Annotated in this window: 26 protein-coding genes; 6 read left to right on the top strand and 20 right to left on the bottom strand. The window is 65.5% G+C overall.

Annotated elements, in window-relative coordinates; genetic code table 11:
* Positions 1 to 3: 3 nt before the first annotated feature.
* Positions 4 to 696, bottom strand: coding sequence for a PilZ domain-containing protein (locus tag FNL56_RS12155; protein ID WP_143577851.1), 693 nt, complete (start codon positions 694 to 696; stop codon positions 4 to 6).
* A 255-nt stretch (positions 697 to 951) separates the two neighbouring features.
* Between FNL56_RS12155 and FNL56_RS12150 the strand changes: the two genes are divergently transcribed.
* The gene (locus tag FNL56_RS12150; protein ID WP_143572987.1) at positions 952 to 1,149 is read left to right on the top strand and encodes a hypothetical protein; all 198 of its coding nucleotides are present in this window, start codon (positions 952 to 954) and stop codon (positions 1,147 to 1,149) included.
* Positions 1,150 to 1,169: 20 nt separating this feature from the next.
* Positions 1,170 to 1,418: a hypothetical protein gene (locus FNL56_RS12145; protein WP_143572986.1), complete on the top strand. Its 249-nt coding sequence runs from the start codon at positions 1,170 to 1,172 to the stop codon at positions 1,416 to 1,418.
* A 3-nt stretch (positions 1,419 to 1,421) separates the two neighbouring features.
* Here the strand turns inward: FNL56_RS12145 and FNL56_RS12140 are convergent, their stop codons facing one another.
* From FNL56_RS12140 to FNL56_RS12085, 14 genes are all read right to left on the bottom strand, one after another.
* Positions 1,422 to 2,606 (bottom strand): phage portal protein, encoded by a 1,185-nt coding sequence (locus tag FNL56_RS12140; RefSeq protein ID WP_143572985.1) that lies wholly within the window; start codon positions 2,604 to 2,606, stop codon positions 1,422 to 1,424.
* Positions 2,607 to 2,659: 53 nt separating this feature from the next.
* Complete coding sequence (locus FNL56_RS12135; protein ID WP_441351296.1) at positions 2,660 to 3,940, bottom strand: DNA-packaging protein; 1,281 nt, start codon at positions 3,938 to 3,940, stop codon at positions 2,660 to 2,662.
* On the bottom strand, positions 3,903 to 4,358 hold the full coding sequence (locus FNL56_RS12130; protein ID WP_143572984.1) for a hypothetical protein: 456 nt from the start codon (positions 4,356 to 4,358) through the stop codon (positions 3,903 to 3,905). Before FNL56_RS12130 ends, FNL56_RS12135 begins: the two co-directional genes overlap by 38 nt.
* Before the next feature lie 63 nt (positions 4,359 to 4,421).
* Positions 4,422 to 4,574: a hypothetical protein gene (locus FNL56_RS27670; protein ID WP_168202911.1), complete on the bottom strand. Its 153-nt coding sequence runs from the start codon at positions 4,572 to 4,574 to the stop codon at positions 4,422 to 4,424.
* Positions 4,575 to 4,828: 254 nt separating this feature from the next.
* Entirely contained in the window at positions 4,829 to 5,128 is a 300-nt protein-coding gene (locus FNL56_RS12125) for a DUF3551 domain-containing protein (protein WP_143572983.1), read from the bottom strand.
* A 209-nt stretch (positions 5,129 to 5,337) separates the two neighbouring features.
* Complete coding sequence (locus tag FNL56_RS12120) at positions 5,338 to 5,502, bottom strand: Flp family type IVb pilin (RefSeq protein WP_168203073.1); 165 nt, start codon at positions 5,500 to 5,502, stop codon at positions 5,338 to 5,340.
* A gap of 123 nt (positions 5,503 to 5,625) precedes the next feature.
* Complete coding sequence (locus tag FNL56_RS12115) at positions 5,626 to 5,847, bottom strand: hypothetical protein (protein WP_143572981.1); 222 nt, start codon at positions 5,845 to 5,847, stop codon at positions 5,626 to 5,628.
* Positions 5,848 to 5,927: 80 nt separating this feature from the next.
* Positions 5,928 to 6,788 (bottom strand): autotransporter outer membrane beta-barrel domain-containing protein, encoded by an 861-nt coding sequence (locus FNL56_RS12110; protein WP_246660941.1) that lies wholly within the window; start codon positions 6,786 to 6,788, stop codon positions 5,928 to 5,930.
* Positions 6,785 to 6,949, bottom strand: coding sequence for a hypothetical protein (locus tag FNL56_RS28390; RefSeq protein WP_246661647.1), 165 nt, complete (start codon positions 6,947 to 6,949; stop codon positions 6,785 to 6,787). The genes FNL56_RS12110 and FNL56_RS28390 overlap by 4 nt, the downstream gene beginning before the upstream one ends.
* Before the next feature lie 370 nt (positions 6,950 to 7,319).
* Positions 7,320 to 8,903 carry an MFS transporter gene (locus FNL56_RS12105; RefSeq protein WP_143572980.1) on the bottom strand — a complete coding sequence of 528 codons (1,584 nt, stop codon included), beginning with the start codon at positions 8,901 to 8,903 and terminating at the stop codon, positions 7,320 to 7,322.
* 183 nt (positions 8,904 to 9,086) lie between these two features.
* A complete protein-coding gene (locus FNL56_RS12100) occupies positions 9,087 to 10,406 on the bottom strand; it encodes an MBL fold metallo-hydrolase (protein ID WP_143577849.1) in 1,320 nt (439 codons plus the stop codon).
* 9 nt (positions 10,407 to 10,415) lie between these two features.
* Positions 10,416 to 12,392, bottom strand: coding sequence for a S8 family peptidase (locus FNL56_RS12095; RefSeq protein WP_143577848.1), 1,977 nt, complete (start codon positions 12,390 to 12,392; stop codon positions 10,416 to 10,418).
* A 34-nt stretch (positions 12,393 to 12,426) separates the two neighbouring features.
* Entirely contained in the window at positions 12,427 to 13,611 is a 1,185-nt protein-coding gene (locus tag FNL56_RS12090; protein ID WP_143578892.1) for a patatin-like phospholipase family protein, read from the bottom strand.
* Positions 13,612 to 13,750: 139 nt separating this feature from the next.
* On the bottom strand, positions 13,751 to 14,263 hold the full coding sequence (locus tag FNL56_RS12085) for a YcgN family cysteine cluster protein (protein ID WP_143572976.1): 513 nt from the start codon (positions 14,261 to 14,263) through the stop codon (positions 13,751 to 13,753).
* Positions 14,264 to 14,572: 309 nt separating this feature from the next.
* On the opposite strand from FNL56_RS12085, the gene FNL56_RS12080 reads away from it, so the two are divergent.
* Genes FNL56_RS12080 through FNL56_RS12070 form a run of 3 tightly spaced genes read left to right on the top strand, consistent with a single transcriptional unit; the run spans position 14,573 to position 18,025 of the window.
* Complete coding sequence (locus FNL56_RS12080; protein ID WP_143577846.1) at positions 14,573 to 16,849, top strand: transglycosylase domain-containing protein; 2,277 nt, start codon at positions 14,573 to 14,575, stop codon at positions 16,847 to 16,849.
* Between the two features lie 22 nt (positions 16,850 to 16,871).
* Positions 16,872 to 17,450 (top strand): DUF1214 domain-containing protein, encoded by a 579-nt coding sequence (locus FNL56_RS12075; protein WP_143572974.1) that lies wholly within the window; start codon positions 16,872 to 16,874, stop codon positions 17,448 to 17,450.
* The gene (locus tag FNL56_RS12070) at positions 17,447 to 18,025 is read left to right on the top strand and encodes a DUF1254 domain-containing protein (protein WP_143582016.1); all 579 of its coding nucleotides are present in this window, start codon (positions 17,447 to 17,449) and stop codon (positions 18,023 to 18,025) included. The genes FNL56_RS12075 and FNL56_RS12070 overlap by 4 nt, the downstream gene beginning before the upstream one ends.
* A gap of 167 nt (positions 18,026 to 18,192) precedes the next feature.
* Here FNL56_RS12070 and FNL56_RS12065 read toward each other — a convergent pair whose 3' ends face one another.
* A complete protein-coding gene (locus FNL56_RS12065; RefSeq protein ID WP_143572972.1) occupies positions 18,193 to 18,960 on the bottom strand; it encodes a hypothetical protein in 768 nt (255 codons plus the stop codon).
* Between the two features lie 15 nt (positions 18,961 to 18,975).
* The gene (locus tag FNL56_RS12060) at positions 18,976 to 19,170 is read right to left on the bottom strand and encodes a hypothetical protein (protein ID WP_143572971.1); all 195 of its coding nucleotides are present in this window, start codon (positions 19,168 to 19,170) and stop codon (positions 18,976 to 18,978) included.
* A gap of 158 nt (positions 19,171 to 19,328) precedes the next feature.
* On the opposite strand from FNL56_RS12060, the gene FNL56_RS12055 reads away from it, so the two are divergent.
* On the top strand, positions 19,329 to 20,297 hold the full coding sequence (locus FNL56_RS12055) for a DUF2336 domain-containing protein (protein WP_143582015.1): 969 nt from the start codon (positions 19,329 to 19,331) through the stop codon (positions 20,295 to 20,297).
* A 185-nt stretch (positions 20,298 to 20,482) separates the two neighbouring features.
* On the opposite strand, the gene FNL56_RS12050 is transcribed toward FNL56_RS12055, so the two are convergent.
* The 3 genes from FNL56_RS12050 to FNL56_RS12040 all read right to left on the bottom strand — a co-directional run bounded on the left by FNL56_RS12050 (position 20,483) and on the right by FNL56_RS12040 (position 23,433).
* Positions 20,483 to 20,827 carry a DUF1491 family protein gene (locus FNL56_RS12050; RefSeq protein WP_143572969.1) on the bottom strand — a complete coding sequence of 115 codons (345 nt, stop codon included), beginning with the start codon at positions 20,825 to 20,827 and terminating at the stop codon, positions 20,483 to 20,485.
* Positions 20,828 to 20,903: 76 nt separating this feature from the next.
* A complete protein-coding gene (locus tag FNL56_RS12045; protein WP_210245497.1) occupies positions 20,904 to 21,605 on the bottom strand; it encodes a peptidoglycan-binding domain-containing protein in 702 nt (233 codons plus the stop codon).
* Positions 21,598 to 23,433, bottom strand: a complete 1,836-nt coding sequence (locus tag FNL56_RS12040) for a PAS domain-containing sensor histidine kinase (RefSeq protein ID WP_143572968.1) — start codon at positions 23,431 to 23,433, stop codon at positions 21,598 to 21,600. Before FNL56_RS12040 ends, FNL56_RS12045 begins: the two co-directional genes overlap by 8 nt.
* Positions 23,434 to 23,514 lie beyond the last annotated feature (81 nt).

The following is a 23,514-nucleotide window of genomic DNA, read 5'->3' as shown; positions in this document are numbered from 1 at the left end:
GCGTCAGGCGCCGTCGGGATGATCCGCGGTCCAGGTGTCCGGTGCCGGATTTTGCGCCGGATTTTGCGCCGTGGCCGGCCGGTAGCTCGAGGGCTGCGCGAAGCGCCGCTCCAGATCGATGCGGCTCAGCGGCTCGACGAATTGCACGGCAAAGCCGCTGGCGAGATGCCGCACCACGCGGCCGATACAGGCGCCAACCGCCAGCGGCGTGCCGATCTCCGGCTGCAGTTCGGCCGAGACCGCCGCCCCCGACACCGAGACGTCGATCACGAAACATTCGCGGGTCGAGCCGTCGGCCAGCGTCAAGAGCGCATGCGGGTTGGCGGGAATGATGCGCGCCTGCTTGCGGACGTCCTGCACCCGGATGTCCTTCTGCATCTGCTCCAGCCAGGCCAGCTTGTCGGCCATCTTGCGGCGCATGATCCCGGTCATCGACAGTTCGAGCAGGAATTCACCGCTCTGAACGTCGCTGATGCGGCCTTCGAGCTGGCCGAAATCGCCGAAATAGGGCATCAGCCGATCGCCGATCCGGCCGGTGACCGGTGCATCGACCATCATCCGGAACGGCGAGACCCGGCTGGTGCGGCACGCGAAGCTGCGCGGCCGCCCCTGCGGATCCAGCGAGTGCGGCAGCACATAGTGGCCGCTGACCACGACATTCACCGCACGCTGCTTCAGGAACTCTTTCACGGACATCGGCGACTCCCTGCGGCATCATAGCACCACACATCCACTCGCCTAGAAGTAGTTTTATAACACCAGCCAATTATTTCCGATCCGTTATCAGATCCTTCCACAGGCTCCGAAGCTTCGAACCAAAATGCTCAATCTTTCAGCAGCTTGGCGGCAAGGCAACGGGGAACGAAAAGCCGGTCATCGACCTTGTCAGCCATACTACCACAAAGCGAACAGCAAAACCGGACGGCCAGAGGCCTCCGGCATGGGGCCTTCATGAACATCAACGCCACCGACCGAGCGATCAGCATCTACGAAGCGCTCGCCGACCGCACCGAGACTAAGGGCGCCCGCGAACAGCTGGCACGCCATCTCAACAAGCTCTATGTCCAGGGCGAGCACGACCAGCACCGGCTGACCGTGCACGGCCTGTCCTTCCTGCGGGAGTACGACCGGCAGCGCAACGCCGCCTGAAGGCGGCCACGGAGCTTTGCATGAAACACCTTCACTCCTCTGCGGTCGCCGCGCTGACGCTGTTTGCGCTTGGCCTAATGATGGAGATGCCGGTCGCCGAAGCGCGCGGCGCGGGCTCCAGCATCATGAATTCGCCCGGCTACCAGCGCCGGCTGCAGGAGTCGCGCGGTTATGTGACCAACCAGTCCGGCTCGCTGTTCACACCGCCTTCGGCCAGCGCCGCGCCGCGGCCCAATGTGCGGCCGAAGCCGCGCGATCGTCGCCGCTAGGCGTCATATCAGCCGGTCGCCGCCGTCGATCGGCGCGTAGCCGACGGCTTCGCGTTTCTCGTTCAGCGTCAGGAATTCCGCGGCGCTAACGCGCTGCCAGAGCGCAGAGCGGTCGGCCGACAGCGCGTCGATACGGTCGGTATCGATCGTCACGCGGATGCCGTCGCCGAATTGCGGCGCCAGCCATTGCGACAGCGCGTGGCCAACGCGGCTCGCCAGCGGCAGCACGGTCTGGCGGAAGAACACCCGGTTGGCCTCCTGGAAATTTGCATAGGTGTTGTCGCCGGGAATCCCGAGCAGCATCGGCGGCACGCCGAAGGCCAGCGCGATCTCGCGCGCCGCGGCGTGTTTGGCCTCCAGAAAATCCATGTCCTTGGGCGAATGCGACATCGCCTTCCAGTCGACCCCGCCTTCCAGCAGCAGCGGTCGCCCGGCATTGACCGCGCCCTGATAGCTGCCCTCGAGCTCGCGCTTCAGCCGGTCGAACTGCGTATCCGACAGCACCGAGCCCTCCGGCCCGACATAGACCAGCGCGCCGGACGGCCTGGCGGCATTGTCGAGCAGAGCCTTGTTCCACTTCGCCGCGGCGTTGTGGGTATCGAGCGCGCTGGCCGCGGCTTCGATGGGCGCCAGGCCGTAATGGTCGTCGAGCGGATGAAAGAACGTCAGATGCAGGATCGGCGGCACCGTGCCGTGCTGCTCGAAGCGCACGCTGCGTCCGCCGACGCTGTAATCATAGGCCTCGGCCCAGCCGTCCGCGCCGGGGATCAGCTTGATGCGATCGGGCCGCAGCGCATAGATCTCGCGCACCTCGCGCGACCGCACGCCGTCATCGAGCGCCACCGCCTCGACATAGGCGTTGCCGGCGAGCAGGAGATGCGCGTACAGCGCCTCGAAGAACACACCGCCATCCTGCCGCGGGTTCGGCCGCGTCAGCAGCGACGCCAGCGGATGCGCCTCTTTTTCCTGGGCGCCCTCGAACACCAGAAACTGGCACGCCGCGGCATTCTCCGCGATCAGCCGTACCGCGCGATGCACGATGGCATTGCCGAGATAGCCCTCGCGCGCCAGTCCGCGATAATCCCGCGCCGTCCACCGCGCAATTCCGCCCCCCATCGCCATCAATTTTGCGGTGCGTGAGGCTTTGGCTTCCGGGGCGGCGAGATAGGCTTTCAGGCGATCGAACATGGAATTCTCCGTGCACTCAATTTGGCGGCTGCGCGCCAGCCCGCGAAGCGCGGCTAGAGCTGGCGTATCCGCGGCCCGCTGCTGCGCGCGACGAGCGCCAGCGCCGTCACCGCCCAGACCAGCGCATCGAGCCGGTCCGGTGAGCGGCCCGACGACAACCCGCTGCTGGCGAAATCGCACATCTCGTCTTCCAGCGCGGTGAAGCATCCGGCGTGCTTCACCCGGCCCTGCTCGTACAAGGTCGCGACCGGCTCGGCGCGCAACCACTTACCGCGGGTGGCGCGCACGCTCGTCACCGGCACGCCGGCATCGACCTCGTGGATCACGCTGCGCACCATCTCGCCACCCTGGTTGACCTCGACGACCAGCGCGTCCGCCTCGCATTTTCGCCATAGCGCGATCGCGATATTGGCCCAGGCCGATGGCGTCACCGCCGACACCGTGTCGTCGGCGAGCACGTACACGATGCCGGCCGTACAAATGCCTGCCGCAACGATGCCGCAGGCATCCGCGCGCTTGCCCGACGACACCGGCGGATCGACCGCGACCACGATGCGCTGCAGCGCCGGCGCCTGCGTGACACGGCAGCTTTCCAGCAGCGCGCGCGACCACAATGCGTCTGCGCGGTCCTCGATCAGTTCGCCGTCGAGCTCCTGTCGTCCCAATTGCGTTCCCGCATAGCGGCCGACCACGCTCTGCAGAAAGCTCGGCGCGAGGTTGAAGGCATTGCTTGCCGTCGCCGCGCGCGTCACGGCGCTCGACGGATCCGCCATCAGCCGCTTCAACAGCGCGGTCGGTCGCGGCGTGGTCGTAATCAATTGCCGGGGCTGGCTACCCAGCCGCAGGCCGAACTGCAGCATGTCGAAGGCGGCTTCCGCGTGGCGCCATTTCGCCAGTTCGTCGGACCACGCGCAGGAAAACTGCGGCCCGCGCAAACTCTCCGGATCCTCCGCGGAAAATGCCTGCGCTACCGCGCCGGTGCTCCATTGCAGCCGCTTGCGCGACGACAGCCACACCGGACGCTCGTACCGCGGATGCACGGCAAGCAGGCCGGAGACGCCCTCGATCATCACCTCGCGGACATCATGCTCGGTCTCGCCGACCAGCGCGATCCGCATCTGTCGCTCATGGCCGCCCGGCCCGCGGCCCATCGCCTGGGCGCGCACCCATTCGGCGCCGGCGCGGGTCTTGCCAGCGCCCCGGCCCCCGATCATCAGCCAGGTCAGCCAAGGCGCATCGTTCGGCGCGACGGCGGGCGGCAGCTGATGCGGATGAGCGTGAAGCTCCCACAACGTATCAAGCAGTTCGATCTCGCGGGGCGTCAGCGACGCCATCAACCGGTGGTGCATCCCCTGCTTCAACCATCTGCGCCAATCGTTGCGAAAGGCGTTGACGGAGTTCTTCAAGGTCGCCGGGGCGTTCAACATCATCGGGCTTTTGCGTTTCATCTGCGGCGCGCAGCCGGCGCACTTCGCTCAGCGTGCGCGCCAGCGAGGCCAAGGTGCGGGCGCGGCGTTCGGCCTCGGTGGGCCGCGACTTGCCGGTCATCTTGGCGACGATGGCTTCGATCTCGGCCAGTTCGCGATCGACCGCCTGCGCCACGCGCTCGACCAGCGTCGCGCTGTCTGGCGCCGCGGTATCCAGCCGAGCGGCGGTGCCGCGCTTGGCAGGTGTGGCTTTTTTCGCCGACGTCACCTTGCGGGCCGCCGTCTTTGCCGCTGTCGTGCGAGGAGCGCGCATCGAGACTTCCATGAAAAAGCCCGCGCCGGACAAGGCCGGGCGGGCTGATTGAAATGATAGTTTGGGCGAACTCAATCAGGTACGGAAAAAGACGAACCAGACGACGGCCATCAGCAAGATCGCAAGCCCCGTGCTCATGGTGAGCAGCGCCAGTATCGATGGGCCCGGTTCGGCCTGCCGCGCTTCGGTCGCGGTTTCGACAATCCGAACGTCTTCTTTCCTCGCCATGCTGTCCTCGCTAAAGCCTGCCGATCGGCATTTCCAGCTGGAGTAACGTTGGATATCAGTCGATGTTCCGGCCTGCGTGCCGCGGGCGTGGACCGCAGCTGCGGCGCGGCGGCCTCGAAACCCAGTTGTGGAGCATGCCGTAAACCTACCTTCGCAGCGTCACGCTGTCAAGGCTATAAATCCTAGTTTTTTATTCCTATAAGAAATTGATCCTAGATCACTGGAATCGCGCGGGTTTTCTGCCGCGCATGGTCCTAGCGGGCGCCGCGCGCCCAGGTCGCGCCGGTGGTGTCCGGCGGCGGGCCGCGGTAGTCGATGTTGGCGACGCAATTGCCACGCCAATCGGCGGCGGCCTGCAGGCACTGCTGGTAGCCGAAGAAACGGCAGATCTGCGGCAGCGCAGCGCCCCGCGGAGCGCCGATCAGCACGCAATAGGGCGCCACGCCGGTTTCCTGTCGCACCGCGGGGCGCGCCTCGGCCAGGCTACCGCCGAGTGCGGCGGCCAGAGTGACCAATGCCGCAGCGGCCGTGATCTTGCGTCGAAAAATGCTCATGTGTCGCCTCTTGTGATTCGCAGCCGATCGGGCAACGGCCCTTGTTGAATCGTAGCCCGCGTGCACGCGATGCAACGCTCGGCACCGATCCCGACAAGGCAGCAGCAAGAGATCGCCGGAATGCCATATCGATCGTCGCCGCACCTGCTACAGATAGATCGTAAATCGCCGGGCGCCAGATCCGATCACGCGATTGCGCGCCGGAAAGGCTATTTCAGGGAGGCGTTGATTCCCGCGAAGCGGCCGTTCAGCCTCGTCCCGATGCCCTGCACCGCGACGATGATGACAAGGCTGATACCGGCTGCGATCAGCGCATATTCGATGGCGGTCGCGCCGGATTGATCGTTCCAGAATCGAGCTAGCAAGCGCGGCACCGCGGCCTCCTCGGATGCAGGCACGGGCTTCCCCCACGCCAGAGGTGTCATGCTAACGCCGATTGGTTTCCACAAGGTTCACCGAATACCGCAATTCCGGAGCGTTGGAGGATAGCTGGGGTGTTACGGCTTGAAGAATGCCGGATCGTTCAGCGCCTTGATCAATGTGTCGACCATATCGGCCGCGGCGTGGTCGTCGCGCTCTTCGAGCAATTCCCACATCTTGCGCAAATTGGCGCGCATCGGCGCCTTCAGCGAAGAATCGCGCTCGATCAGCGTGCGCGCGATGCAGAAGGCGATCGCCTCACTGCCCATCTTGGTCTGTTCGACGGTCGGTTTGCTCATGATCCGGTTCCTTGCCGCGCAATCTGCTGCGCGGCTGTTAGGCCGTGAGAGCATTCCGTGTCAATCTAGCGTCGGTCCACTCACCAATTGTATCGCACCGCGCAACGGCCCGCGTAATAGCGCGTCACCTCGGAGAACTCGCCCTCGAACGTGGTGCCCAGCGTGATGCCGTTGCGGAAAGTCAATTGGGCCGCCGCGGTGGTCAGCGCGGCGTTGGCTGCCGGCGACGCGCCGCCCACCACGAACGATGCGCCGGGCAGCGACTGGAACGTGGCCGACGCCGAGCGATCAGTGTTGAAGTCGTACGCCCAGGCGGCGCGGCCGCGTGAGGATCGCGTCGTTGACGAAAAACGACTTGTCCGAGCGCAGGCCGAGTTCGCTGCGGCGCGCTGATGCCCTTGGCGGCCTAGGCCAGTGCGAAGGTCGTCGATCCCGACAACGTGGTCTCCGCATAGGCCGGCAGGTCGAGATACGTCACCTGCCGCCGCGTAAGGCGTCAGCGCGATGCCTAGCCATGGCGTCGCATAGCGGTTGCCGGCTTCGAGTCGTGCCGAATAGGAGTTGGTATCGAAACGCGCGCGCAGCGATTCGGCGCCGACATTGCGCTCCGCTGTCACCTGCTGCCAGCCATAGGCCGCACTCGCGGTGATGTAGGCCGAAGCGATGCTCTGCCGCACGAAGCCGCCGACCTGGAACAGATCGGAGCGCCCGCCGCCGCCACCCGCGACGCTGAAATTCGTCGCGCCGCCGGCCATGGCAAAGCCGACCACGGTCTGCGCCGACAGATGATAGTCGGCGCCCACCGCGACGCCGCCGATCCGGCTGCTCGGTGTGTTTGTGCCGGACGCGGTGTTGCCGTCGGCGGTCTGGGTGCCGCCGAAGCCGGAAGCCCGGACGTTCCAGCGCCCGGCGTAGACGCGCGGCGGCGCCTTGGTGATCATGGCATAGGCGTCGCGCTCTGTGCCCGATCGCTTGCGGCCGGTGAGGCATAGGCGTTCATCGCATCGCCCTCCTCCGCATACCCCAGCGGACCCGGCGCGTCTGCGCCGCGGCCCGCCACGGTCGGATCGGACATGGTGCCGACGAGCTGCGTCGCCGCCATTGCTGGCATCGTTGAAGCCGATTCCGCCGGCGCCGGTCGGGCTGTCGACGCCGCCCAGGCCTCCCGAGGAATTGCCGCTCCTGCCGCCATCGGCACGCGCAGGCTGCACCGTTGTTGTTGCAAGAACCAGGCAGGCAAGCGCCATGCGGGGCACGGCGGCTTTGCTCGCGCGCCGCAGCCCATCGATGGGATTGAAAAGCAATCCGCCTGGCTTGAAACCGATCTGCCAGGACCCACCGACAAAATCACTGCGCGGACGCTAGGGGGCCGCACCCAGGCGCGCAGTGCCGGCGCAACAGGAAATCAAGCTATCCCCGCCGATGCGCTGTTTGCGCCACACTGCGCATCACCTCGCAACGCGCTGCAAGCCTTACTCGCCGAGTTCCGTCGCCGCGGCCTTCGCCGGTCCTGCCAGCACGCGCTCTTCCATCAACATCAGGAACAGCGCCGACAGCGCCAGCATCGCGGCGGAGGCCTCGAACACGTAGCGGAACGCCGTGACCATGTCGGAGGCCGCGATCGCGTGCGCGGAGCCGGCATGGTCGCCGGAGATGGTGATTTCGGTGCCCAGCGCCATCAGCAGGATCGTGGTGAAGGCGGCGACCGTGAACGACGCCACCAGCGCGCGGAAGAAGTTCATCGCGCCGGTCGCAGTGCCGACCTGCGCGCGTGCCACCGCGTTCTGGATCGACACCACGGTGACCGGGAATGTGGTGCCGAGCCCGACCGAGAAGATGCCGAGCGCGGTGAGCAGCGCCCATAGCGGCAGCGGCGTCGCCAGCGCCATGGCCAGGGCCGTCACCGCAGCCAGCGCCGCGCCGGCGATGGGGACGCGCTTGTAGTGCCGGGCGCGCGCCATGCTGCGGCCGGCGATGGCTGCACCGGCGACCGAGATCGCTGCGACCGGGATCAGCGCCAGCCCGGCCTGCGCCGCGGTGAGGCCATAGACGACCTCGTAATACAGCGGCAGATGCACGGTGAGGCCGATCATGGCGCCCATTGCGCAGCCGCTGGCGGCGATGGCAAAGGGCACGACCGGACCGGATAGTACCTGCAGCGGCAGGAACGGCTCGGCGGTGCGCAGCGCGTGCCAGATAAAGGCCATCGCCAGGATGGCGCCCGCGCCCAGCATCAGCAGGATGGTCGGCGACGCCCATGAGAATTTGGTACCGGCCCAGGTCAGCACCAGCATGAAGATCAGTGCCGAGGCCATCAGCAGCACGCCACCGAGCCAATCGACCTTGCGCATGCGGTGAAACACCGGGATCTTCTTCATGTTCGGCAACAGCATGCCGAGCGCCAGGACGCCGAGCGGAATATTGATCCAGAAGATCATCGACCAGTGCAGGTGCTCGGCAAACAGCCCGCCGAGGATCGGCCCGCCGATTCCGGCGGCGACCCATACGCCGCTGAAATAAGCCTGGTACTGGCCGCGTTCGCGCGGCGTCACGACGTCGGAAATCACCGTCTGCACGATCGGCAGGATGCCGCCGCCGCCCAGCCCTTGCAGGCCGCGGCCGAGGATCAGAACCAGCATGTTCGGCGCCAGCGCGCACATCACCGACCCAGCCATGAACAGCGCCAGTGCAATGATGATGGTCACGCGGCGGCCATAAATGTCGCTGAGCGTCCCGAACACCGGAGCCACGGCGGTGGAGGCCAGCAGATAGGCCGTAATCACCCAGGACAGATTGGTGACGTCGCTGAACTGGCGACCGATGGTCGGCAGAGCGGTGGCGACGATGGTCTGGTCGAGCGCTGCGAGAAACATCGTCAGCAGCAGGCTGATCAGGATGGTGCGAACCTCGGCCGGTGTCAGCGGCGGCTTGGCCGGCTGCGGCGCGGTATCGACTTCCATCACGGTGGTCGGCAGATGCGAAATCTCGTCGACCATCTCGTCGGACAGCGCGTGATGATTGGCCGTTGACCGGCTCTCAGGTTCGAACTTGTTCATGGACCGGGCTTCGCGTCGGAGGCGCGAATGACCGCGCGGGTGCAATTTCAGGTGCAATTAACATGCAACTGCATGCAGCGACAGCGCCGCAGCCGCATGGGAGCATCCCGCCATGATCATTTCGCGGCTGCAAAGGCTTCGGAAAGCGCCATACCGCAGACGATTCGCTCGGTAGATTTCATCCTAGATTCTCACCGGATCGAGCAGATCGATAAGGTGTGGCGTTTTGTCGGAGACGATCATGACCTTTTTGTTGAACTTCGGGTTCTTCTTGAGCAGCGCCGCCAGACCGTGCGTCGCAGGCGACCAGTCAGGCCTTACCGTTTTCTTCTTCCTGCTCTTTTCCTTGGCCTGTTCCTTCTCCCAGTCGGCCTTTCGCCCCTTGTCAATATCGGCGACAGGATAGGTCAGATGCACCGTGTAGTCATCGTCGCCGCGCGCCGCGAGCAGCATTTCGAGCGTCTTGCGTTCCGGGTTGCCGTGCTCGCCATCGCCTGAGAAAACATAGTGATCGGCGGTTACGCGCTTGAAGAAAGAAGGTTCCATGTTGTTGTCGCTGCCGTGGTGCGGCACCTTTAGGATCTCGACATGCAACTTGCCCTTCGGCTTCAAAAGCTTGGTGAGTTCGAGCCCCTCCAGGATCTTGTCGCCGCGGGCGTCTCCGGTCAGCAGCATGCGTTTGTCACCGGCTTCCGCGAGCACCACGATGCTGGAAAGGTTGGGAACCGATTCATCGACAAATGCTGCCATTGCGGCCTCCGATGATTTAGCCTTCTTAGTATTGCGGTCGCGCAGCCACTTGTCATGCGCCTTCTGCAGCGCCTGCAACTCCGGTTGCAGCGGCCCGATCACCGTCAACTTCAATCCATTCGCCAGCGTGACGGACTTCGCGGATTTCGACGCCATGATCAGATTGCCGTTGAATTTGTGATTGAGCTGCCAGTCAAGCGCCTCCGCATCGTCACGCAGTTGCCGGCCCTGCGGTATGCTCGCCAGGACGCTGTCGGCCTGAAATTCCGATGGCGTGACTTTCATGAATCGGGCGACTCGTCCCTGCTTCACCGAACTCGCGAGCACCGAGGCGGGGTCGGCTTCAGAACCGCCGGACGATTCCCCGCCTATGGACGCCGTGCCGAAGCCGGCTTCGCGCATCACTTCAGGCGGCTGCGTGCCAAGCAGATCGTCGAAGCTGTTGTGCCACAGGCTGGTCACCTGCAGCCGCGGCGTCGGGGTCTTGCCGCGCTGCTCCTTGGTGAGTTCGAGAATGCCCTTGATATGATCGTCATCGATATGGCTGACCATCACCACATCGACCGGCAGCGGATCGTTTCTGGCAATATTCCGCGCCTTGTGAATCCTGGTCAAACGCGGCTTCATCTGCGGGCCGTAAACCTGCGAGGGTCCGCCATCGATCAGGATCAAATGCGGATCGGCGGCGGATCCGAAATGCAGCATCAGGCAATCGCCCTTGCGGGCGCGCAGGACATCAAGGCTAAAGTGCATGTCAACCTCCTAAATCGATTGAAAGGCGCGCAGCACGTCGAGCATGCCGTGTCCCTGAAAGCTTCGTTCACGGCCGAGATCGGTCGCGCTCTCGCACATGATGCGTTTCAGCCGCCGGGGTTGCCCGATCAGTTCCTCATAGCGCGCCAGCAGCATCGCGGCGGCGCCGCTGACATGCGGTGCCGCCATGCTGGTGCCGGACTCCGAGGCCCATTCCTGGCCGGGAACGGTCGACATTACGCGCTCGCCAGGCGCCACAAGGTCCGGCTTGAGGCGGCCGTCGCCGGTCGGGCCGCGACTCGAGAAAAAGCTGACGCCGTAGGTTTGCGGCCAGCCGCCGTGGGTCGAGCCCACCGTGATAACGCCGTCGCCATTGCCGGGATCGGTGATGCTGAAGGCGGCATAGCTCTCGAAACTGCCATCCTTGGTTTCGAATTTCTGGAAGCCGTGATTGCCCGCCGCTGCGACGACCACGACTCCGCTCTCGATCAACCGTTCGCATTCGTTACAGACCGGTGTGCAGCCGCACGCGTAGTTGCGCACATTGTGCGGGATCGACAGGCTGAGATTGGCGCCGTGAATGGTGATATAATTGTGCCGTTCATTGACGTAGCGAATGTATTGCAGGGCGGCAATGATCGCGAACTCGGTATCCTTCAGAGTCCTTCCCAGCACGCGAAAATCATAGAACTGGATATCGGGACACATGCCGCCGGCATGCTCGCCAATTCGTCTGGCGCCGATGATTCCGGCAACGTGGGTGCCGTGCGGGCTGGCGGGTGGCGGCGGCTTTGACAGCGTGATCAGTTCCTCCACGATATCCCAGTTGCTCGGCCGTTTCTTGTCGGCATCCGCGGCGATTGCTTGCAGGCGGTCATCGATCTCCTTCATGCCCAGACCGGTCGCGTCGGCTATCCGCTCGCGATCGGGCTGTGAAACGTCGTTCGCGCTATTGCTGACGATCTCGCGGATCCGCGTGAAATCGAGTGTCCGCGTGACGCGGGACACGCGGTCCGCCTTCTTCGGCGCGGGCGTCATGAAGGCGTCATGGGTGCCGTCGATGCCCGAGTCGAGCACCGCCCAGACGATCGCCTCGCAATTCACCTTGAACAGGGTCTGGGCCGCGTCGCCCATGACTGCCGGCACCGAGCGGTCGAGCGCGGCCGATGCCGGCCGGTTCAACGACACCTGAAAGACCAGTCCGTTGTCCTTCTTTTTCGGTCGATCTTTCGCGGTTTTGCGAACTGCTTTGGCGACGGCGTGACTGTCCTGTTGCACAACCTCATAAAGGCCGAACATCCCCTCTACGATCTCCGGAATGTGCGGCGCATAACGGGCAAAAGCGGTTTCGAGATCCGGCCTGTCGAGTTGCCCGTCGGCGGGAGGGGGCTGCCGGCTCATCCAGTAGATCAGGCCGGCAAGCGCGATATAGCGTTCAAGCGACGAAAAATTCTCCCGGTCGCGCGCGACTGGAACCGGTATTTTCGCGCCTGCCTGGCGAAACCGCGCGGGATCGAGCACGCGCGCGAGTTTGGCCCGCATGACCTCCTCGATCCGCGACTTGAACCCCTTCTGTGACCACCATTGCGTCAGCGGCACCAGGATGCGCAGCACCTCGTTGAAATGCAATTCAGCGCCGACAATGCCCTGCAGATAGGCAACCTTGGCGCCGGGCTGGACGCCTTCCGCGCGCGGCACCGACTTCAACCTTTCCGCGATCTCATACGCCACGTCAGCGGCCGAGGTATCCTTGCGCGGTGTGATGAGCAGATCCTGTACCGCACCGGGATTCGCGGCGTAGGCGGCCCATACGTCCCCTAGCAGCGGCGAATCCTGCAGCACGCGACGGTCGTCGGCGGGGCCAAGCAGGATTTGCTCGACGAGCAGCGGCGGAATTGAAAACTGTTCGAAGGTCGACGCTGCCTTCTGCCCCACAGGTTCGCCGCGCCGCGCTGCCTGTCGCCTGCCTGCCGTTTTCTTAGCCATCGACGCTGCTCCGGATCACTCGACCAGACCGACCTCATACCTTCGAGGCCGGATAGGGAAAATCCGACGGCCGCTTCAACTCCTTGTTGACATGGGCACGCAGCGCCGCGTCGCAGACCGCATAGCCCCAGTTGATCAGCCGGTCTTGGGTGACATCGTCGATCCGTTTCAGCCGGGTGGCGATTTCCGCGAGTTGCATCGTGCGCGCATGCGGACACGGCAGCGGATCCGCCAACGGATAGTCGGCGATGTCGGTGCGGATGCCCCAATACGCGCCTTTGCGCGCCTCGTCGCTGTCAGGCTTCGTGGCATGCAGCGCGAAGGAGGCGATGACCTGTCTGGTGCGCAGCGCGCGGACCTGGCTGTCGATCATGTTAAGCACGCGATAGGCGTGCTGCGCCCAGTCGCGCTTCGGCTCTTCCTCGGCGTGCATATCGCCGCCGGCATTGGAGACCAGGACGGTCTTGTGCGACTTCCAGACCGTCTCCAGTCCCATATTGTCGTAGACGCCTCCGTCGGTGAGCACGACCTTGGTGGTGAAGGGCGGCCGTTGCAGGTCCATCCCGGAGCCGGGCGTGAAGTCGCTGTCCCTGAGGCGCAGGTCGCAGGGCGACAGCACCGGCGGAAACGCCGACGACGCCGCCACCGCCCGCGCGAGCGGCACCGTCGGGTTCTTCACCTCGCCGACGCGGTAGTCACGCATATAGGGTTTGGAGAATCGCCACAGCACACCCGACTGCACATTGGTGGCATTGATCACGAAGCGCGGCGCGTCCGGCAGGTCCTGCAAGGTCGCGCCTTTGAAGAGGGCGTCGTCATACGCCTGGGCAATGCGGTCGCTGATGGTACCTGGTAGCAACGCGCCGAAGATCACGGACTCCGCGTCGATGGTCTCGGAGGCCAGCAGGCGCAGCGGCTCGACGAAATTCGGAACGAACTTGCCGTGCACGTCAGGCGCCGCAACGCCGAGCTTGTTCCAGACAAGACCGAGAAAGGCTGCCGTGATCGAGCCGCCCGACACGCTGGAGATCCGGGTGATGCCGCCGCTGGGGGCCAGCATACCGGTCTCGTACAGCCGCCACAGCGCACCGATGTGAAACACCATCGCACGATAGCCGCCCCCCGACAGGCTCAACGCCGGCAACGGATCCAGCAACTTCTTCGCTTCTCCGGGAATCGCCCTGACCGGCGAGTTGGCCGAGATGGGAATATCGGACATCGAACACCTCCCGGAAACGATCGCCAGACGAAACACGACCTAAGGATGCATTTTTGCCAGAAACGTTAAAGGGCTGGTGACGGACCGTGAAGTGGACGGGCGCGCGGCGACCTCGCGCCGCATCGACTTCCCGATCGCCCTAAACCGGCCGCTTCTTCAGCCGCGCGCGCTTCGGCAGCACGCCGGGCCAGGTCACGATGTGGTCCTGCAACTCCTCGTCGGGTACGGTTGCTTCGGTGCCCTGCACCCGTCCGCGCACCGAGACGCCGGCCTCGTGGACAGTTTGCGCGCTGCCGGAGATCAGCGGATGCCACCAGTAGAGGTCGCGGCCTTCGGCAACGAGCTTGTAGCCGCAGCTCGGCGGCAGCCAGTTCAGGGTGCGGACATTGTCCGGCGTCAGCCGCACACAGTCCGGCACCTGGTCGGAGCGGTTCGGATAGTCCTTGCAGGCGCACAGCCCGGCATCCAGCAGCTTGCAGGAAACATGCGTGTAATAGATCTGGCCGGTATCCTCGTCTTCCAGCTTCTCCAGGCAGCAGCGCGCGCAGCCATCGCACAGGCTCTCCCACTCGGCGCCGGACATCTCTTCCAACGTCTTGGTTTTCCAGAACATTCCCTCCTGGGCGGAGGGTTTTGGCGGGCGCGTGGTCATGCCGTGAGCGTCGATCCGGGTCGGGGCTGAAACGCCCTTCTAGGTGTTCTCGGGCGGGCTCCGCAAGCACCGCGGCCATCACCGCCCCCGGACCCGCCCGCCGGACACGCATTCGCGTTAGCTTTGCCGGCCAAAATCCGCGCATCGCCATTGGTTTGTCGGCCCCGCTCCGCTAGAAGTTGGACACACCTCCCTCGGCCGTCAAACGGCTTGCCGTCGCAGCGCCTTGGGATTGCCGCAACACTCCAGCAAGCCTGCCCGCAGTGCCCCATCGGGTGGCGCTTGAGCGGCAGCAGACCAAGGATCCCGGTGCGCCAGATCGTGCCATCCAGATGGAAGACCAGGTTCCGGCATTTCATGCTGGATCTGGATGCCCGCATCGATTCCGGGCTGTTTTCGTCCGGCCGCGGCACGCGTGAACTGTATGAGCGGTTCTCGACCTTCATGGACCGGTTCTATGTCGGCCGCTGGAAGCGCTGGGTGTTCATCGAACCCATGTCGGAAATGGCCACGATCGGCCTCGGCGGTCTGATCCTGATGCTGGCGCTGGCGCAGCCGGCGTTTCGCGAGACGGCCGATGACGACTGGCTGAAAAAATCCGACCTCGCCGTGACCTTCCTCGATCGCTACGGCACGCCGATCGGCAATCGCGGCATCAAGCATAACGACTCGATCCCGCTGGAAGACTTCCCGGACAATCTGATCAAGGCGACGCTGGCGACCGAAGACCGACGCTTCTACGATCATTTCGGCATCGACATCGCCGGCACCGCGCGCGCGATGGTCACCAACGCGCAGGCCGGCGGCGTGCGCCAGGGCGGCTCGTCGCTGACCCAGCAGCTTGCCAAGAACCTCTTCCTGTCCAACGAGCGCACCATCGAGCGCAAGGTCAACGAGGCCTTCCTCGCGATTTGGCTCGAAACCCGGCTGACCAAGAACGAGATCCTGAAACTCTATCTCGACCGCGCCTATATGGGCGGCGGCACCTTCGGCGTCGATGGCGCCGCGCATTTCTACTTCAACAAGTCGGCACGCGACGTGAACCTTGCGGAAGCCGCGATGCTCGCCGGCCTGTTCAAGGCGCCGACCAAATACGCCCCGCACATCAACCTGCCCGCCGCGCGTGCCCGCGCCAATCAGGTGCTCGACAACCTCGTCGACGCCGGCTTCATGACCGAGGGCCAGGTGTTCGGCGCCCGCCGCAATCCGGCGACCGCCGTCGACCGCCGCCAGGAGAGCGCGCCGAATTATTATCTCGACTGGGCGTTCGACGAGATGCGCCGGCTGGTCGAGACGTTTCCCAAGTCCTATTCCGAGCGCGTCTTCGTGGTCCGCACCACCATCGACATGAACGTGCAGAACGCGGCAGATGCCGCGATCGAGAACCAGTTGCGCCAGTTCGGCCGCGACTATCATGCCACCCAGGCGGCGACCGTGGTGTCCGATCTCGACGGCGGCGTGCGCGCGATGGTCGGCGGCCGCGACTACGGCGCCAGCCAGTTCAACCGCGCGGTCGACGCGATGCGCCAGCCCGGCTCCTCGTTCAAGCCCTATGTCTACACCACGGCGCTGCTCAACGGCTTCAAGCCGACCTCGATCATCGTCGACGGCCCGGTGTGCATCGGCAACTGGTGCCCGCAGAACTATGGTCACTCTTATTCCGGCGCGGTGACGCTGACCCAGGCGATCACGCATTCGATCAATGTCGTGCCGGTGAAGATCTCGATCGCGCTCGGCGGCAAGTCGCCGAACCCGGCCAAGGCCGGCCGCGCCAAGATCGTCGAAGTGGCGCGCCGCTTCGGCATCAAGGCGCCGCTATTGGACACGCCGTCGCTGCCGATCGGCTCGGCCGAAGTCAGCGTGCTCGAACATGCGGTCGCCTATGCCACCTTCCCCAACAAGGGCAAATCGGTCACGCCGCATGCGGTGCTGGAAGTCCGCACCGGCGCCGGCGATCTGGTCTGGCGCTTCGACCGCGACGGCAAACAGCCCTTGCAGGCGATCCCCGCCTCGGTCGCCGCCGACATGGCGGGGATGATGAGCCACGTCGTCTCGGAAGGCACCGCGCGCCGCGCCGCGCTCGACGGCATCCCGACCGCTGGCAAGACCGGCACCACCAATGCCTATCGCGACGCCTGGTTCGTCGGCTACACCGGCAACTTCTCCTGCGCGGTATGGTACGGCAATGACGATTATTCGCCGACCAACCGCCTGACCGGCGGCGCGATGCCAGCGCAGACCTGGCGTGACATCATGGTCGCCGCGCATCAGGGCATCGAGATCAAGGAAATCCCCGGCATCGGCGCCGGCACCAAGAATCCGGCCGCGGTGCCCTCCGCCAATGTCGCCTCGAGCACGCCGAGCGCCAAGCCCGGCCCGCCGCCGGTGCTGACGCGCCGCGGCGCCGACATTCTGGTGCGCGTCGAGAAGATGCTCGAGGAGGCCAGCAAGACCGCCGGCCGCACCTCGTCGAACGAACCCGTGGCGCCGAAGCCGCGCGCCTCCGCGCTCGCCTTCCCGGACAGCCTGGCCTCGGCCGGCGACGCGCCCGCCGCTGCGCCGGCCCCCGCCTCGCGCAAGAACTGATCCGCAACATGACGGTGCTTATGTGCGGCTGATCCTTCTCTCTCTGCTGGCGCTCGCCATTGCCGCGGCCACCGGCCTCGGCCTGACCTGGACCACCGCGACGCGCGGCACGGATCTGGGCACGCTGACGATCGGCGCCTGGACGGCGCGGCCGCGCACCGGCTCCAGCGACATCGATCCCTATGCCCGCGCCTCGATCGCGCGCTCCGGCGAATTGCCGATCGGCACCGGCGACGGTGTCGCCTTCACCGCCACCACCGATGACGGCAAGAAGCTGCTCGACGGCCGCTGCGACGTCGTGGTGTCGGGCGTGACGCCGGCGGCGCGATTCTGGACGCTGACGCTGTACGATACCAAAGGCGCCCTGGTGCCGAACGCCCTGCAGCGTTACGGCTTCACCAGCCAGGAAATCATCCGCGGCGTCGATGGCGCCTTCGAGGTCCGCATCGCCTCGCGGGCGCGCGCTGGCAACTGGCTGCCGACCTCCGCGATCGAACGCTACGTGCTGATGCTGCGCTTGTACGACACCCCGGTCGGCATCGCCACGCGGACCCAGCGCGACGCGCCGATGCCGTCGATCCGTACGGTGGGCTGCCCATGATCCGGCTGCTGTTCGCCATCGTCGCCGGCATCGTGATCGGCGGCATCGTGCACCTGGTCAGCGTGCTCGCGTTGCCGCGCATCGCGACGCAGGACGCCTATTCGCGGCTCACCGCCATCACCATGGTCAACGCTGTCACGGCGTTGCCTTCGACCGAACCCGGCAAGACGCTGCTGCCGTTCATGGACCCCGCCTTCGCGCTGGCGGTGTGCCGTTACGATCTGTCGAATGGACCGATCAAGCTCGTGGTACCCGTCAGCCAATCCTACACCTCGGTGTCATTCTACACCCGCAGCGAGGTCGCCTATTACGCGATCAACGACCGCTCGGCCGGTCGCCGCATCATCGAGCTCGATCTGATGACCGAAGCGCAGCATGCCGAATTGCCGGAGGACGAAGACGTCACCGCGGCCGACCGGCTGATCATCGATTCCCCGACGCCGACCGGCCTGATCGTGCTGAAGGCGCTCGCCGCCGAGCCCGGCCTGATGCAGCAGGCACAAGCCACGCTCGTCGCCGCGCAATGCGGCGCCCCCGCCGAACCGCCGGGAAAGAAGGGCGCAGGCAAGCGGTAGTCCGCTCCCCGAACGCGATACGAACGATCGATCGCTGAGCCGGGGCCGTAGCCTGGATGACAATCCGGGGCCGGCCTATCCACACGACCGGTATCCCGGATTGCGCCGCCCCGCCGCAAGCGGCGCGCCGACTTCGTCCGGGCTACGTACTCTGTGTACGGGATCTGCTACTTCAACACGGCGCCTGATCGCGCGCCCGGCCGGGCCGCTCCCGCGGCCACGATCGTCAGCTGCGACGCCAGCTTACCGATCAGCATATCGGCGCTCGCGGCCAATCCATCCGGCGTGTGGATCACCAGCCGCTCCAGCGCCCAGCGATACGACGCCACGCGGCGCTGCAGGCACTGCTCGACCCACTGGATGATCAGCGCATTCTCGTCCATCCGCCCCAGCGCATCCTCGCGCTCCTGCGGCGACAGGCTGGATACGAGGCTCAGGCTGGCGTTGCGTTTGCGATCGAGCTCGATCACGCGCGGCGCCGTGCCGTAGAACGCCTCGAAGCGCAGGATGTCATTGCGCACGGCGTCCATCAGCTCATGGTAGCGTGACGTATGCGAGCGGTGCGGCTCGTCGATCAGCATCCGGCCATAGACCGTGCGATCGAACGGCGGCTGCTGCCGCCACGGCGACGGCAGCGGCTGGTAGTCGCCGAACACGCTCTTCCACGCCGGACGCGACAGCGGCGGCTCGATCAGCGGGTACGCCAGGTTGCGCATCGCCTTCTCGCCATCGGTGAGTTGGAATTCGGACGGTCGCAGCCCGACGCTGGCATTGGCCTCACGCCCGATCCAGCTATGCATGTCATCGCTGACGGAACTCTGCCGCGCGCGGCCGAAATCGCCGCCGGAGCAGCCAGCCTGGGTCAACGCGAGCAGAATCAGAAACGGAAACGTGCGCCGGGGCCGAAGGCGGCCCGCAGCTCGAAAGACTGGCATCGGGTTCGTCCGCAATCAGGAACGGGCGCGGCGCTTGCGGCGGCGGCCGGGCGCGGTGCCTTCGTCCGGCCCGGTCGAATCGTCGGTCGGCCGGGTGATGCGGATCGACGGCAGGATCACGATGATCGCGGTCGAGACTGGCGCATCACCCATGCTCAGGCCCGGCCGTCGCGCTGCCGCATCCGCCGGAAACTTGATGATGGTGCCCATGTCCGTCTCTCCGCGCCCATTGCCCGACTGGCCGACGCAGCGCAACTAAAGGCGATCATGGTTAATGGAGCCTTAATGAGGTGACCGACGATGGTTAAGGGGCGCTTAAGCCGAACGGTGTAAATTGATGCAAGTTTTCCCCGGTAAGCGTATCGCCCATGACCACACCTCCGATGTTTCCGGGCTTCGATGGCCTGATGACGCTGTCGCGCCGCGAGGGCGTCGACATCCGTCCGACCTTGCTTCGCGTGCTGACGGATCTCTACGTGCAGGCCTACAGCCACACGATCGACGAGGAAAAACAATTCATCGAGCTCGCCGGCCGGCTGGTCGACGAGGTCGATGACGCCACCCGCGCGGTGGTGCGTGCGCGTCTCGCGGTCTATCCGCACACGCCGCTGGTCATCCTGCAAAAGCTGAAACTGCGACCGGCCGTGCCGGCGCAGGAGCTGCCGCGCGCGCAGCCGATCCCGGTCGCCGCGGCAGCCCCCGTGGCGAAGGCGCCGAGCGAGGTCGAACAGCGGATGGCCGCCACGCTTTTGATGCAGCCGAAGGACGCCACCGAAATCTCCGACCTGTTCTTTGCCGCCACCGCCTCTGAGCGCGCGAAAATCCTGCACGATATTGCCGCGACGCCGCTGAAATCGTCGGCGCGGATCGCGCCGGAGCGCGCCGCACGCGCGATGCACATTCTGGAAATGGCGGCGTTCGCAGAGGATCGCGACAATTTTGCCCGCGAACTGGGCGAGGCGCTGTTGTTGCCGCATCAGGTCGCCGAGCGCGCGGTCAATGATCCGGGCGGCGAGCCGCTGGCCTGCTGCGCCAAGGCGCTCGGCATGAACAGCGCGATTTTCCAGCGGGTGCTGCTGTTTCTCAATCCGGAATTCGGCGCCTCGGTCACCCATGTCTACCGGCTGTCGCGGCTCTATGACGTCTTGAGCGAACGTTCGGCGCTGATCATGGTGGCCGCCTGGCGCGGCGCCATCGTCGCGGCGACGCGTGCGAAATATCGCCCGGCGCTATACGATGACGAGCGCCACCGCGCGCGCGCAGCGGCGCCTGTGGCACGGCCGGCGGTGCAGCCGGGCGGGATGGATGTGACGCGCATCCGGACGACGGGGAAGTAGCAGTAAGCGAGGCACCTCTTGCTTCCTTCCCTCTCCCCTTGTGGGAGAGGGTGGATCGAACATGCGAAGCATGTTCGAGACGGGTGAGGGGGAGCCACAAACTCCGAGCCCTGCCCCTCATCCGTCGCCGACTTCGTCGGCGCCACCTTCTCCCACAAGGGGAGAAGGAAGTAAGATCCGCGCGCCTACCCCTTCACCAGATCCAGGAAATGCCGGCCGGCCTTGTCCTCGGTCTCGACGATCCAGACGTCGGGATCGAACGAGATCTCCTTCATCAACCGCTCCTCGATCTTGCGTTCTTCCACCGGAAGCGGCGGCGACGGCGCAAAGACGCGCTCGACCGGGCGGCTGTCGTCATAGGCCGATTGCGGCGCCGGTGCGTAGAGCATCGCGTTGCCGTTCAAGAGCGCGACCTTGACGAACACCGCGCCCGCCTCCTCCGCGCCACGCCGCCGCACCGCGCCGAACACGCCTTCGGATTGGCAACGCCGCAGATAGGCGGCGACCCAGATGGATGATTTGAGTCTCATGAGGAGGCTATAGCAGAGCTGGGTCCGAGGTGCACCTAACCTCGCCCCGCTTGCGGGGAGAGGGAAGAACGCCCGCTTATTCGATCGGCCGGCCCGTCACCGTCGCCAGCTCTTTCACCATGCGGTCGGAGATCTGACCAGTCACCGGCAGCTTGCGTTCGCGCTCGAAGCGCTGGATGGCGGCTTGCGTATCGGAGCCGGCGGTGCCGGTCGGCTTGAGCTGGCCGTAGCCATATTCGGTGAGCGCGCGCTGCACGGCGGCGACGCGGCGCGAACTGACGATCAGATCGCCGAGCGGATCGCGCGCGACATTCGGCACCGGCGCCGGCGGGCGCGCCACCGCGCTGGAAGCGGCCGGCGGCGTGGTGGATTTGACCAGCCCGGCCATCGGGTCGGCAACGGCGCGCTCGACCGGCTTGCTCTCGCTCTTGCCATCGACCGGCTTGGCGTCGAGCAACCGCGAATCCAGCTTGGTATCGTTCGGCCGCAGCATCGCATCCGCCGGGCGCGGCTTCGGCAACAGATTCGCCATGGACGGCGCCGGCATCGGCACCGTCACGCTGGAGCCGAACATCGGCGACGGGTGATGCCCGGCCTGCAGGAAGATCGCGTTGCCGATGATGGCGCTGACCGCAGCGAACGCGATCAATCCGGCCACCATGTCCTTCGGACTGTGCAGCAGCATGCGCAGCAGCAGGCCGCGCTCGGCCGGCGCCTCGATGACGGCGACGGCGCGGCTGCGCGACTTCCTCGGCTTGGGGGAATTTTCTTTAGGCACTCTTCTTCACCTGACGGGCTGGATCGGAGGAAACCGCGCGCACGACCGGCGGCAGCGTGGCGATGTTGCTGACGGGTTCAGCGGCGCGCGTGAATTCGAGCGGCAGCGCCACCGTGATCGAGGTGCCCTCGCCGATCCGGCTCTGCACCTTGATCTCGCCGTGATGCATGGCGACCAGGCTCTTGACGATCGACAGGCCGAGGCCGGTGCCTTCGTGGCGGCGCTGATAGGTCGAGCCTGCCTGAAAGAACGGATCGCCGATCCGCTTCAGATCATCCGAGGCGATGCCGACGCCGGTGTCGGAGACAACCAGCACCAGCCTGTTATCCTCGACGCTGGCCGCGACGCTGACCATGCCGCCGCGCTCGGTGAACTTGATGGCGTTGGACACCAGATTGAGCACGATCTGCTTGAACGCGCGCAGATCGCCGTTCACGTCCGGCAAATCCTTCGGCGCGTCGGTGACGAGATCGATGCCGTTCTCGCGCGCCTTCAGGGCCAAGAGGTTGCAGCAGTTGATCAGTGCCGGACGCGGCGCGAAAGGTGCCGGATCGATCTCGAAACTGCCGGATTCGAGCTTCGACATGTCCAGGATGCCGTTCACCACCGATAGCAGATGATGGCCGGAATCATTGATGAGCTGCGCATATTCATGCCGCTTGGCCGCATCGATCATCAGCACGTCATCCTGCACGATCATCTCGGAGAAACCGATGATGGCGTTCAGCGGCGTGCGCAGCTCGTGGCTCATGGTGGCGAGAAAACGGCTCTTGGATTCGTCGGCACGCTCGGCTTCGGCGCGCGCGGCGGCCAGCGCCTGCTCCTGCATTTTGCGGTCGGTGACGTCGCGCAGCACGGCGACGACTTCGGCATCGCGCGTGGCGCGCTTGTCGGAGCTCTCTTCCATCGGGCGGCAGCGCATCTCGACCCAGATAAATTCGCCGGCCGATGATCGCAGACGGTCATGGCTGCGCGCAACGTCGCGGCGCAGGCGAAATTCGACGCTGCGCGATTCGCCGCCGCGGCCGGCATCGGATAGAGCGGTGAGATAGGCCGGGCGATCGGCGACATGGACGCGGTCGAACAGGCCCTGCCCGAGCAGACGCTGCGCGGAGCTACCGACCAGGGTTTCCGCCGCCGGCGAGATGAACTGCACCGCGCCGTTGCGATGGTGGCGCGAGATCACATCCGACATGTTGCGCGCCAGCAGGCGATAGCGGTCTTCCTCGTCATTGAGCAGCGCCACGCTGGTGCGCGTCAGAGATTCCGCGCCGAAGGCAAGGCCCGCGGCATAGAGCGTGGCGGATGCAATGCCGAACGCCATCAACACGCCATGCGGCGCACCGCTGGCATGCGCCGGCAACAGGTCGAAACCGCTGAGCGCGATCAGCAGGGTGACGCAGGCCAGCGCCAGCGCCGAGGCAAAACCGACGATGCGCCGCGACGCCGACAGCGCGGCCTCGATCGGCAGCACGATCAGCCAGATGGCGGCAAAGGAATCGATGCCGCCGGTGAACACGGCCGTCATCATGATGAGTCCGGCGAGTGCGATCGATGACAGGATCTGCGCGCTCTCGTAGCGGCCGGTGCGCGACAGGAAGTACGACAACAGGATCGGCGCGATCAGCCACGCAAAGGCTGCCACCTCGATCGCATTCGGCGCGCCGCGCAGCGCAAGATAGACGGGGAATGCCGCGAGCGCCGCCAGGCTGCCGAGCAGCCGCGGCGCCATGAAGGCGCGGTGTCGCGCGCCCGTCAGCGCGTCAACACGCGCCGAGGGATGCAGCATGGCATCAAGACATTCGCGGATGATATTCAATACGGTCACGGCTCTCGCGCTACGGCTTGCTCGTCCAACTTCAGACGCGCCGGAACGCCTCCTTTATCGTTGTCCACAACCTGTCAGAGC

This window comes from Tardiphaga sp. vice304 (genome assembly GCF_007018905.1).
GTDB lineage: Bacteria > Pseudomonadota > Alphaproteobacteria > Rhizobiales > Xanthobacteraceae > Tardiphaga.
This window is presented reverse-complemented; position numbering and strand designations above follow the sequence as displayed.